Origin of the sequence: Paenibacillus cymbidii, assembly GCF_004764705.1 — a bacterium.
Taxonomy (GTDB): domain Bacteria; phylum Bacillota; class Bacilli; order Paenibacillales; family NBRC-103111; genus Paenibacillus_AN; species Paenibacillus_AN cymbidii.
On the sequence record NZ_SHLX01000010.1, the window covers coordinates 94,737 to 105,975 of the forward strand.

Genomic DNA, 11,239 nt, shown 5'->3' on the forward strand with positions numbered 1-11,239 from the left:
AGGGCTGAGGTGAACACGCCCGAATCCATTACAGGAAAAACGCAAGCGGACGCCGAAACTGTAGTAACGGCGTTGCGGCCGGACGCGGAGCGGGAGCGGATTGCCCCGCTGCTGTGCGGGCAGCATTGACATCAGGAAGAGACCAAGGAGGAATTGAGATGGCAATGGAACCATTTGCAATTGGCCTGACACCGGCCGACTATGAAAAGCATGGTGCGCTTGTGACGCGGCGCACGTTGTCGCAGCTGCAGGCGCTCTACACCGATCGGGAAGCGGTGGAACGCCAACTGGCCGAAGGGGATCCGGTTGTTTACGAGGTGTACGAGCTGCCGCATCCTAACGATGAAACGGATCTGCTCGTCAATATCACGGTGCTGTACCCGGGGAAAGTTGGCGAAGAGCCATTTATGACAAAAGGGCATTTCCACGCGGAGCCGGACACGGCCGAAGCGGTGATCGGGCTATCCGGCAGTGGCGAAATGCTGATCCAGCGCCGCAACGGCGAGCTTCGCCGTCTGGTCGTGGCGGAGGGAAAGATCAGCTACGCGGGCGGCGGCTGGTCGCATCGGGTGATCAACACGGGCGATGTGCCACTCGTGTTCTTCGCGGTCAGCGGCGCAAACATCGTGCACGACTACGATACGGCGGCGCGGTTGAATTTTAAGTAGTCAGGTAGGCTTGTTTTTGAAATAGGCAATAAAACATGGCCTATTTCGCGAAAAACGGGTCTCGTCGGCCAAATAGGCTATGTTTTCGCTGGCTATTTGCTTGGAAAGCCCGGTTTGGGGCCTCTTGGGAGGAACTAGCCAGTGATTTTACTGGCTATTTTTGTTGAAGCAGGTGGAAATGGCGAAATAGGCCATTTTTTGTTGGCTATTTTGGTTGACGCTGCCTGGGTGGCGGCGCTGATCCCGCTGTCGATGCTGCTGGCAAAGGAGCTGAATGTGCAGTCGCTGGGCGAAGAGACGGCGGTCGGGCTCGGCAGTCGGCTGCAGATGAGCCGGATGCTGCTGCTGGTCTACTGCGTCGCGCTTGCCGGCGCGGCGGTAGGCGTGGCCGGCACGGTGTCGTTCATCGGCTTGCTTGCGCCGCACATCGCCCGTGGCTGATCGGCCGCTCGCTTCACGCGATTATCCCCGGCTCGGCGCTGATCGACGCGATGATTATGCTGCTCGCCGATTTGGCCGGGCGGATGCTGTTCCAGCCGCTCGACATTCCGGCGGGCGTGTTTACCGCGGGAGTCGGCGCGCCGTTCTTCATGTATTTGCTGTTCCGGTGGCGCAAGCAATAATCGCAAGGAGAACAAGCCGCAAACCGGTTTGCGGCTTTGCGGCTATTCTCGTGTTACCCCGGTCAGACGGTGGATATGCGGCAGTTTGAAGTGTCGCTTCGGGTTTGAGCCGGATGCGCGCTTGCCGGCGGCTCAATACGGCCCGCGAACGTGCGCGTGCACCTCGCGCCGGTACCAGTCGGCCAGCCGCTGCCGTTCCGCCGCCGCAAACGGCGGCACGTCGATCGCCTGCAAGTTGTCGTGCACTTGCTGTTCGTTCTTGAATCCCGGAATGACGCACGTCACCTCCGGCGCATCGAGAATCCAGCGCATCGCGGCGCGGGCCATATTGCCCCGGCCTTCGGCAATCCAGCCGAGCTGGCGGCTCAGCTCCAGCCCTTTGGCGAAGCCGAGGCCGGCGAACGTTTCGCCGACGTTGAACTGCTCGCCGTTCTCGTTGAACCGGCGATGATCGTCGGCGGCGAACGTCGTTCCTTCGCCGAACTTGCCGGTCAGCAGCCCGCTTGCCAGGGGCAGCCGGGCGAGAATGCCGACGCCCTTCTGCCGGGCGGAAGGAAGCAGCCGTTCCAGCGGCAGTTGGCGGAACAGGTTGAAGATCACCTGCAACGCTCGCACATTCGGCTGCTCCAGGCAGAACAACCCTTCCTCCACCGTTTCGACGCTGACGCCGTAGTGGCGGATTTTGCCTTCGGCCCGCAGCTTGTCGAGCACGCCGAACACTCCCCCTTGCCGCAGGATCGCCAGCGGCGGGCAATGAATCTGGTACAGGTCGATCGTTTCGCGCTGCAGCCGCCGCAGGCTGCCTTCGCAATACGCGCGCACCGTCTGCTCCGAATACGTGGCCGGATCGTGAATGTCCCCGGCGCGGCAAAATTTCGTCGCAACGTAGATACGGTCTTCCTTGCCTTTCGTCGCCCGGGCGAGCAGTTCCTCGCTGTGCCCCGAGCCGTACACGTCGGCCGTATCGAAAAAATTGACGCCCGCGTCCATCGCAGCGGCAAGCCCGCGGAGCGATTCCGCGTCGTCCTTCGCTCCCCACGAGCCGCCGATCGCCCATGTGCCGAAGCTTACTTCGCTTACTTGCAGACCGGTGTTGCCGAGCGGTCGATAGCGCATCGGTTTTCCTCCTTGAACGTTTCGGTTTGTCTGGCCATGCTCCCATTGTATGCCTCCGCGTGCCGGGAAGCAATCGGAGCGGGTACTGGTGGAATAGGCAATCTTTTATGGCCTATTTCGTCGATGCAGGCATCGCTTTTTAGGAAAACGTTTAACAAACACATGTTTTTGTTGACACCGGCGCTGTTGGCTTTTTATAATTTGGTTTGAAAAGCGTAAATATAAGCGTTTATGCGAAGTTTTAGCGGTGGAAAGGAGGTTGTGGCAAGAGAGAGTCGGCGGAGAATGCCGATAAATGGTAAGATAAACGTTTAACATAACAAAAACGCCGGTAGATAAGTCCGTCGTGAACGGAAACGCAATTTGTTCTATCTGCCATTCACTCGCCCATAAAGGAGATCAAACCTATGAAACGTCTGAAAGTCGGCCTTGTCGGCCTCGGGGAAGTTGCGCAAATTACCCATTTGCCGGTGCTGGAATCGTTGTACGACAAATACGAGGTTGCCGCGCTGTGCGACATTTCGCCGCAGTTGCTGCAGGAGTTGGGCGAAAAGCATCGGGTCCCGCGCGAAAATCGGTACACGGACGCCCGGCAGCTGGCCGGGCAGGCCGATCTCGATGCCGTGTTCGTGCTGAACAGCGACGAATACCACGCCGAGTGTGCGATCCATGCCTTGCATAACAAGAAGCACGTGCTGTTGGAAAAACCGATGACGCTGAACATCGCCGACGCCGACGCGATCATTCGCGCGCGCGACGCCGCCGGCGTGCATGTGATGGTCGGGTATATGCGGCGGTTTGCGCCCGCATTGGCCCGGATGAAGGAGGAACTGCAAACGCTCGGCCCGATCAAATACGCCCGCATCCGCGACATTATCGGCCCGAACCGGTTCATGATCGAACAGTCGGGCGTCGTGCGCAAGTTCGACGATTTGCCGGAGGGGGCAATGGGGGACAAACTCGCGCGCCGCGCCGAGCAAGTATCGGAAGAGATCGGCGACGCGCCGCAGAAGCTGCGCAATGCTTACGGGCTGCTGTGCGGCTTGAACAGCCACGACCTGTCGGCGATGCGCGAGCTGCTCGGCATGCCGAAGCGAGTCGCGTCCGCCCACTGCTGGAACGACGGCTGGAACATGACGGCAACGCTCGAGTTTGACGGCTATTGCGCGACGTTCGAAACCGGGTTCGACAAGCAGCGCCGGTTTGACGCGGTAATCGAGGTGCTCGGCGAAACCAAATCGCTGCTGCTGAAGTACGACACGCCGTACATCCGCCATTTGCCGACAACGCTGCACATTCATGAAACGATAGGCGAGGCGTACGACGAAACGGTTCACCGGCCGACATTCAAAGACCCGTATACGCTGGAGCTGGAAGCTTTTTATGATACGGTGGTCCGGGACATCGCGCCCAAAACGACGCCGGAGGACTACAAGCAGGATCTCGTTATTTTTGGTATGATAGTCGAAGCGCTTCGCAAACAGGAGCGGACGGAAGGGTAATCGGGGCGGAAGGGGCTGGGGGCGGATGGCGGTAACGATCAAGGATATCGGACGGGAAGCGGGAGTGTCGATCGCGTCGGTCTCCAAGGTGCTGAACGGCAATTATGCCAACGTAAGCGCGGAGACGAGGGACAATATTCTTGCCGTCGCCAAACGGCTGAACTACCGGCCGAACCGGCTGGCCCGCGGGCTCGTGTCGAACCGCACGCATATGGTCGGGCTAATCGTTCCCGACATCGCCAGCCCTTATTTTGCCCAACTGGCCAAAGAAATCGAACGAAGCGCTTATGCCGCCGGCTACAAGCTGCTGCTGTGCAACACGGATAACGACGCCGTGAAGGTCGGCGGCTACATCGACATGCTGCTGGAATACAACACGGACGGCGTCATCGTCGCGGAAACCGCGCTGGGCGACGCCATCGACCGGCTGCTCGGCTCCGGCTGCAAGGTCGCAACGATCAATAGCGGCGTCCTGGGGCCCGAGGTGTACGGCGTCTACGTCGACAATGTCGAAGGCACGTATCTCGCCACCCGCCATCTCATCGAACGCGGGCATACGCATATTGCTTTTATCGGCAGCGACAACGAGCCGGGCAAAGCGAATCAGCGTCTGGACGGCTATATGAAGGCAATGGGCGAACACGGGCTGCAGATCGATTACGGGCGAATCAAACTGGGCAATTACCAATTGGAGACGGGGCAGTTCTACGCGCAGCAGCTGCTGGAGCGCAACCAGCGCTTCACGGCGATCGTCTGCGGCAACGACGTGATTGCGTTCGGGGCGCTGAACGCGCTCAAGGACAACGGCGTTCGCGTGCCCGATGACGTTTCGCTCGTTGGCTTCGACGACGTGTATTTGACCACGCTCGCCGATCCGAAGTTGACGTCGGTGCGCCAGCCCGTGCTGGAAATCAGTCGACTTGCCGTGGGCGCGCTGGTCAAACTGATGAGCGGGGAACCGGTTGGCGAGAAGCGGGTCACGGTCGTGCCGACCCTCGTGGAGCGTCATTCCGTTGCGGCGCCGCGGGAGAGGGATCAGGGGAATGAGAGCGAAGCTGCAAAAGCGAATGGGGAGACGAAACGATGAAGCCGAATATGGAGGGGACAAGAACGATGACGGAGCGAGAGGCGGACAAGCTTCGCGTGGAGGAGCCGCGGCGGGCGGCGTTGAAGCATTTTGCGGTATTCCTGCGAATGAAGGATGCGGCGCTCAGCCAGCAATTTCGGGCGCAGCACCTGTCGTTTCTCGACGAACGCCGCGGCGAAGGGCTGCTGCATGCCAACGGCCGGTTCGTCGACGGCTCCGGCGGGTTGGTCATTTATCGCGCGGAGACGTTCGAAGAAGTCGAAGCGTGGGTGAAACGCGATCCGTACGTGGTCTATGGAGCGCGCGATTATGAAATCCACGAGTGGGACATCGTGATTGCGGATCGGATATAGCCGCTTGCCAACTGAAACTGATTCGGTTATAGTAAATGGGGAGAGGGATGATCCCGTTGGCAGCAGCTGGCTGGTTTACGATGTCCGTGCATGCGCTTGCTGTTTTGGCGCAACATAAGGAAGGCTACTCGAGCCAGTATGTGGCCGGCAGCGTAAACACGCATGCCGTGTTTTTGCGGCGGGTGCTGAAGCGGCTGGTGGAGGTCGGCATCGTGGAAACGCGCGAAGGCCGCGACGGCGGCTACCGGCTTGCCCGGCCGGCGGAGTCGATTACGCTGGCGGACGTATATGAAGCGCTGCAGCCGGAGCCGGCGATTGCGCCCAGTCCGGCGGAACCGAACCCGGCCTGCCCGGTTGGGGCCGGCATTCCGGACGTGATGGGCGGCATTGCTGCGGAGGCGGAAGCGGCGCTGGTGGCGGCGCTCAAACAGCATACGATTGCGCAAGTGTCGCAGCAGGCGGCAGCGGCGGCGCTGGCTAGAGGCGGCGGGTAAAATTTTTTTGGTATTAACTATAACTAATTTGGTTATAGATATTCGCAATTTCAAGGAGGAAACCACGATGAAAATCGCTATTATCGGCGCAAACGGCAAGTCGGGCAGCCTGATTGCCCAGGAAGCGAAGGCGCGCGGCCATGAGGTGACGGCCATCGTCCGCGACGCAAGCAAAATCAGCGGCCTGCCCGTTGTGGAAAAAGATGCGTTCGCGCTGACCGCGACCGATCTGCAGCCGTTCTACGTTGTCGTCAACGCAATCGGCTTGTGGAGTCCCGGCGAAGAGCCGCGCCATATCGAGCTCGCGCAGGTGCTGGTCGAGGCGCTGCGGCAAGCGCCGAACACGCGGTTGATCGTTGTCGGCGGCGCGGGCAGCCTGTTCGTCGACGAAGCGAAGACGAAGCTGCTGTGCGAAACGCCGGAATTCCCGCCGCAATATTACCCGACGGCGTCGAACATGGCCCGCAGCCTGGCCGTGTACGAGCAATCGAGCGGCGCCAAGTGGACGTACGTCAGCCCGTCTGCCATGTTCGCGCCGGGCAAGCGCACTGGCGCTTACCGTAAAGGCAAGGACCATTTGCTCGTCAATGCCAAGGGCGACAGCTACATCAGCTACGAAGACTACGCCATCGCGATCGTCGACGAAATCGAACAAGCATTGCATGTGAACGAGCGGTTTACGGTTGTGGCCGAGGCGGAGTAAGCCGTTTCGCGCCGCCAGGACGCCTGCAATCCCCGGGGAGGGAGATTGCAGGCATTTTTTTGATGGGTAACGAAAATAGCCCATGAAAAATGGCTTATTTGCCCGATATGGCCCGCCTCGCTGGAAATAGCCAGTGAAAACACTGGCTATCTCAACTCTGGAGCCTGAAAATCGACCTTTTCAAAGAAATAGCCAGTGATTTCACTGGCTATTTTGACTAAGATGCCCATTTTTGACGAAATAGGCAATAAAACATGGCCTATTTCCTCAGACGCTTCATTAGTGAGGCACAAAAAGCGAATTTGTTAGTTGGCGGGGGGAGAATGCCGCGCTTGGTGCAACGTGTTTGCCTTGAGAGGGTTCAACAGGGGCGAAGGTGCGGGAGCGGAGAGCGGGGGGTGGTATGGAGAAGCGGCAGTGTTCGCCTTTGTTTTCCGGATTCCTCCTTGGCCTGTACGTTCAAATGGTACACGGTGCTCAAAACGTTCAAGGAAAAGAAAAACGCGGCGGCGCCCTTATCTTTTACCTTGGTAGCCAACGGCCAAACGACGTATTTGAACACGGGTTCGCTCGTCGGCGCGTACGGAACGATCCCGACCTTCTATGTGGACAACGGGCAAGTGAAGTTCGGCGCGCTCGAACCGGCTTACAAAGAGTTTCTGACCACGATGCGCAAATGGTACGCGGAAGGGCTGATCGACAAAAATATAGCGACGCTTGACGCCAAAGCGCTCGACGCGAATTTGACGGGCGGCGCGACCGGGGCTACGTTCGGCAACGCCGGCGGCGGTCTCGGACGCTGGCTGCCGCTGATGAAGGAGAAGGACGCGAAGGCAGACCTCGTCGCCGCGCCGTATCCGGTGCTGAAGAAAGGCGACAAGCCGAAGTTCGGGCAGAAGGATTTTGCCTACAGCTCGCCGGCTTCGGTTGCGATCTCCGCGAAGTCGAAGGAAGCCGAGCTCGCCGTCAAGCTGCTGGACTACGGGTACGGCGAAGAGGGCCACATGTTCTTCAATTTCGGCACCGAAGGCGTCAGCTACAAGTTGGAGAACGGCTATCCGAAGTTTACGGATCTCATCATGAAGAACCCGGATAAGCTGGCGCCGGCGCAGACGATATCGCTTTATGCGCGATCCAACTACAACGGTCCGTTCGTTCAGGACAAACGGTATATCGAGCAATACAACCAGCTGCAGCAGCAGAAGGATGCCATTGCGATCTGGCAGACGGATGTCGAGAAGTACGCGCTGCCGCCGATCACGCCGACCCAGCAGGAAAGCGCCGAGTACGCCACCATCATGAACGACGTCAACACGCTGGTCGCGGAGATGACGCTGAAGATCATTCTCGGCACGGAGCCGGTCGATTCGTTCGACAAGTACGTGGCCAAGCTGAAATCGCTCAAGATCGACCGGGCGATCGACATTCAGAAAGCGGCGCTCGAGCGGTATAACAAACGATAAACGACTCGACCGGCGGAACGGGGGCCGCTTTGGCCTCCTTTTGCCGGGAGGGGCCGCTGCGTTGGGAGGGAGATGGCGGATGGAGGGAAAACCGGCTGTTCACGCTGCCGCACGTGTCGTTCCGACCGGGCGGGGCAACAGGTTCGTCAAGGATTTTGTGTTGAACAAATATTTGTACCTCATGATGGTGCCCGTCGTCGCGTACTATGTCGCGTTTCATTACATGCCGATGTACGGCGCGCTCATCGCGTTCAAAAACTACTCGCCGATCAAAGGCGTGATGGGCAGCGAATGGGCGGGGGTAACCCATTTTTCCGCGTTTTTTCAGAGCTATTACTTTGTGACCGTGCTGCGGAACACCGTGCTCATCAGCTTGTATTCGCTTTGCTTCGAGTTCCCGATGCCGATCGTGCTGGCGATTCTGCTGAACGAAGTGAGAGGCCGGCTGTTCCGGAAATGGGCGCAGACGATCACCTACATGCCTTATTTTATCTCCATGATCGTGATCTGCGGCATTATCAAGGATTTTACCAATTCGGGCGGCATCGTCAATATGGCGTACACGGCGATATTCGGCGGAGACGGGCAAGCGCTGCTGCAAAATCCGGCGTTGTTCCGTCCGATCTACATTTTGTCGGAAATTTGGCAGCGCATCGGCTGGGAGTCGATCATTTATTTGGCGGCGCTGACGAGCGTCGATCAGGAGCAGTACGAAGCGGCGCGCATCGACGGCGCATCGCGGCCGAAGATGATGTGGCACATCACGCTTCCCGGGATCATGCCGGTGATCGCGATCATGTTTATTTTACGGGTCGGCAATTTGCTCAACGTCGGCTTCGAAAAAATTATTCTGCTCTACAACCCGCTCACATACGAGAGGGCGGATGTCATCTCGACGTTCGTTTACCGCAAAGGGCTGCTCGAATTCAACTGGAGCTTCAGCACCGCCGTCGGGCTGTTCAACTCCGTCATCAATCTGCTGCTGCTCGTTCTCGCCAACCGGCTCAGCCGCAAAGTGAACGGCAACAGCTTATGGTAGCAAGGGAGGGGAACCGATGGGCAAACGAATCGGCTTGGGCGAGCGGTTGTTCGATGTGGCGGTATACGCGTTTCTGCTGCTGCTGATGGCGGCGACGCTGTATCCGCTGCTGCATGTCGCTTTCGCTTCGGTCAGCGAGGCGGCCGACATCGTCCGGCACCGGGGCATACTGCTGCGTCCGCTTGGCTTCAGTCTGGCGGCATACCGCAATGTGCTGACGAACGAAGCGGTTATTCTCGGGTACCGGAATACGCTCTTTATCGTCGTATTCGGAGTGGCGTTTAATATGGCGATCACCAGTTTGGGCGCTTTTGTGCTGTCGCGCAAGAACGTGTTGTGGAACAACGCGTTTATGGTGGTGATCGTGCTGACGATGTTTTTCAGCGGCGGGCTTATTCCGCTTTATTTGGTGGTCAAGGGGGTCGGGTTGCTCGATTCGATCTGGTCGGTCATCGTCCCATTTGCGGTCAGTTCGTTCAATTTGATCATTCTGCGCACCGCGTTTATGGCCGTGCCGGATGCGCTTGAGGAGTCGGCCAAAATCGACGGCGCCAGCCATTTCGTCATTTTGCTGCGGATCGTTCTACCGCTTTCGTTTCCGGTTATTGCGGTGATTTCGCTTTATTATGCGGTGGACAAGTGGAATACCTGGTTCTGGGCGTCCATTTTCATCAAAAATACGGACTTGTTCCCGCTCCAGCTCGTGCTCCGGCAAATATTGATCGCCAACTCGACGGAAGGGTTCGCTTCGGGAAGCGGCGTGTCCGGCGACCATTACCAGATCGGCGAAACGATCAAGTATGCGACAATCATGGTCGCGACGGTGCCGATCCTGTGCGTGTATCCGTTCGTACAGAAATATTTTGTCAAAGGCGTGATGATCGGCGCGTTGAAAGGGTGAGTGGAATTAGCATGGTTGGGGAAAAAAGCCAATGGGGACGGCCGTTAATGGACTGGACCGCCAAAATATACCGGAACTGCCTGGCTTACGGGGACGATTTGCCGTTTGCCGCCGGGAAGGCGGACGGGAGCTACGCCACGAACGGCAAAGGCCATTGGACCGACGGCTTCTGGCCGGGCCTGATCCTGCTTGCTTATGCGGATACGCGCGATCCGGCATTGCTGGCGTCGTACGAGCGTTACGTCCCGTTCCTGGAGGAGCGGGCCGCGAACGATGCCGAACGCAACCGGGCGAACGGCTGCTTGCCTCTGGATCATGACGTTGGGTTTATTTTCCATTTTACCGCCGTTTATCACTGGATGCTGACCGGTTCGGAAGCGTCGAAACGAACCGGGCTGCAGGCGGCGCAGGTGCTGCTGGACCGGTTCCACGAGCGGGGAGAGTTTCTCCGCGCCTGGAACGACTGGGAGGGGGATTCGCCCGACTTCCGCGAGGAGAAAAAAGGCAAGGCGATCGTCGACAGCCTGATGAACGTGCCGCTGCTGTTCTGGGCCCACCGCGTGACCGGGGAGGCGCGTTATCGCGACGCGGCGGAACGGCACGTCCGGCGGCTGCGCGGGCTGATTGTCCGAGATGACGGCAGCACGCATCACACGTTCAATTTCAACCCGGAGACGGGCGAACCGATCGGCGGCAAAAGCGTGCAGGGATACGCCGACGAATCGTGCTGGAGTCGCGGCCATGCTTGGGCGATTTACGGCTTTGCCCTCGCCGGGCGGTATACGGGCGACAGGCAGACCTTGCTGGCAGCCCGCAAGTGCGCCGCCTATTGGCTGGGCTCGCTGCTGCCGGACGGCGACGCCCCCTGGGACTTCGCCGCGCCGCGGAACGAGCGGCTGCCGATCGATACGTCCGCGATGGCCGTCGCCTGCTGCGGCTTGCTCGAGCTTGCCGCCCGGCTGCCGGACGACGCAGCGGCGCTGCGGCAAGGCGCCGAGCGGCTGGCGAGCCGGCTGACCGGCGCTCATGCGGCGCCGCCGTTTCCTCGCGCAGGCGCATTCGTGCTGCATGGCTGCAGCGGGCCGGCATACAAAAAAGGAAGCCGTGAAGAGGCTTCCGGCCAGTACCGCAACGCGGACCAGCCGCTCATTTTCGGCGACTATTATGCGTACGAAGCGCTGCTTCGTCTGCAGCGCGGTTCGCTGATGCTGCCGATGGGTTTTGATGGCTCTTGAGGGGCCGCGCGGCGGCCTAGCGCAAAATAGTCGGCATATTTGCTCCGAACTGGGT

General features: G+C 59.2%; 11 protein-coding genes and 1 pseudogene. 11 read left to right on the plus strand and 1 reads right to left on the minus strand.

What is annotated here, in order from left to right:
* Nucleotides 1–158: 158 nt before the first annotated feature.
* Together EXY20_RS15465 and EXY20_RS40420 are read left to right on the plus strand one after the other, a co-directional pair.
* Entirely contained in the window at nucleotides 159–668 is a 510-nt protein-coding gene (locus EXY20_RS15465) for a glucose-6-phosphate isomerase family protein (protein WP_135552630.1), read from the plus strand.
* A gap of 252 nt (nucleotides 669–920) precedes the next feature.
* A pseudogene (locus EXY20_RS40420) lies at nucleotides 921–1,291 on the plus strand (iron chelate uptake ABC transporter family permease subunit).
* Between the two features lie 132 nt (nucleotides 1,292–1,423).
* On the opposite strand, the gene EXY20_RS15475 reads toward EXY20_RS40420, so the two are convergent.
* A complete protein-coding gene (locus EXY20_RS15475) occupies nucleotides 1,424–2,407 on the minus strand; it encodes an aldo/keto reductase (RefSeq protein ID WP_135552632.1) in 984 nt (327 codons plus the stop codon).
* Between the two features lie 407 nt (nucleotides 2,408–2,814).
* Between EXY20_RS15475 and EXY20_RS15480 the strand changes: the two genes are divergently transcribed.
* From EXY20_RS15480 to EXY20_RS15520, 9 genes are all read left to right on the plus strand, one after another.
* On the plus strand, nucleotides 2,815–3,909 hold the full coding sequence (locus EXY20_RS15480; protein ID WP_135552634.1) for a Gfo/Idh/MocA family protein: 1,095 nt from the start codon (nucleotides 2,815–2,817) through the stop codon (nucleotides 3,907–3,909).
* A 25-nt stretch (nucleotides 3,910–3,934) separates the two neighbouring features.
* Complete coding sequence (locus EXY20_RS15485) at nucleotides 3,935–4,996, plus strand: LacI family DNA-binding transcriptional regulator (RefSeq protein WP_135552636.1); 1,062 nt, start codon at nucleotides 3,935–3,937, stop codon at nucleotides 4,994–4,996.
* Nucleotides 4,993–5,349: a YciI family protein gene (locus EXY20_RS15490; RefSeq protein WP_328592541.1), complete on the plus strand. Its 357-nt coding sequence runs from the start codon at nucleotides 4,993–4,995 to the stop codon at nucleotides 5,347–5,349. The genes EXY20_RS15485 and EXY20_RS15490 overlap by 4 nt, the downstream gene beginning before the upstream one ends.
* Before the next feature lie 56 nt (nucleotides 5,350–5,405).
* Nucleotides 5,406–5,843: an Rrf2 family transcriptional regulator gene (locus EXY20_RS15495; protein WP_167859255.1), complete on the plus strand. Its 438-nt coding sequence runs from the start codon at nucleotides 5,406–5,408 to the stop codon at nucleotides 5,841–5,843.
* Between the two features lie 67 nt (nucleotides 5,844–5,910).
* On the plus strand, nucleotides 5,911–6,546 hold the full coding sequence (locus EXY20_RS15500) for an NAD(P)-dependent oxidoreductase (protein WP_135552640.1): 636 nt from the start codon (nucleotides 5,911–5,913) through the stop codon (nucleotides 6,544–6,546).
* A gap of 398 nt (nucleotides 6,547–6,944) precedes the next feature.
* Nucleotides 6,945–8,009 (plus strand): type 2 periplasmic-binding domain-containing protein, encoded by a 1,065-nt coding sequence (locus tag EXY20_RS15505; protein WP_135552642.1) that lies wholly within the window; start codon nucleotides 6,945–6,947, stop codon nucleotides 8,007–8,009.
* Nucleotides 8,010–8,088: 79 nt separating this feature from the next.
* Nucleotides 8,089–9,048, plus strand: a complete 960-nt coding sequence (locus EXY20_RS15510) for an ABC transporter permease (RefSeq protein ID WP_135552645.1) — start codon at nucleotides 8,089–8,091, stop codon at nucleotides 9,046–9,048.
* Between the two features lie 16 nt (nucleotides 9,049–9,064).
* A complete protein-coding gene (locus EXY20_RS15515; protein ID WP_135552648.1) occupies nucleotides 9,065–9,949 on the plus strand; it encodes a carbohydrate ABC transporter permease in 885 nt (294 codons plus the stop codon).
* 47 nt (nucleotides 9,950–9,996) lie between these two features.
* Nucleotides 9,997–11,184 carry a glycoside hydrolase family 88 protein gene (locus tag EXY20_RS15520; RefSeq protein ID WP_167859256.1) on the plus strand — a complete coding sequence of 396 codons (1,188 nt, stop codon included), beginning with the start codon at nucleotides 9,997–9,999 and terminating at the stop codon, nucleotides 11,182–11,184.
* Nucleotides 11,185–11,239 lie beyond the last annotated feature (55 nt).

Coding starts and splice junctions, on each gene's coding strand:
- EXY20_RS15465 (WP_135552630.1), top strand. CDS start 159: ATGGCAATGGAACCATTTGCAATTGGCCTGACACCGGCCGACTATGAA.
- EXY20_RS15475 (WP_135552632.1), bottom strand. CDS start 2,407: ATGCGCTATCGACCGCTCGGCAACACCGGTCTGCAAGTAAGCGAAGTA.
- EXY20_RS15480 (WP_135552634.1), top strand. CDS start 2,815: ATGAAACGTCTGAAAGTCGGCCTTGTCGGCCTCGGGGAAGTTGCGCAA.
- EXY20_RS15485 (WP_135552636.1), top strand. CDS start 3,935: ATGGCGGTAACGATCAAGGATATCGGACGGGAAGCGGGAGTGTCGATC.
- EXY20_RS15490 (WP_328592541.1), top strand. CDS start 4,993: ATGAAGCCGAATATGGAGGGGACAAGAACGATGACGGAGCGAGAGGCG.
- EXY20_RS15500 (WP_135552640.1), top strand. CDS start 5,911: ATGAAAATCGCTATTATCGGCGCAAACGGCAAGTCGGGCAGCCTGATT.
- EXY20_RS15510 (WP_135552645.1), top strand. CDS start 8,089: ATGGAGGGAAAACCGGCTGTTCACGCTGCCGCACGTGTCGTTCCGACC.
- EXY20_RS15515 (WP_135552648.1), top strand. CDS start 9,065: ATGGGCAAACGAATCGGCTTGGGCGAGCGGTTGTTCGATGTGGCGGTA.
- EXY20_RS15520 (WP_167859256.1), top strand. CDS start 9,997: ATGGACTGGACCGCCAAAATATACCGGAACTGCCTGGCTTACGGGGAC.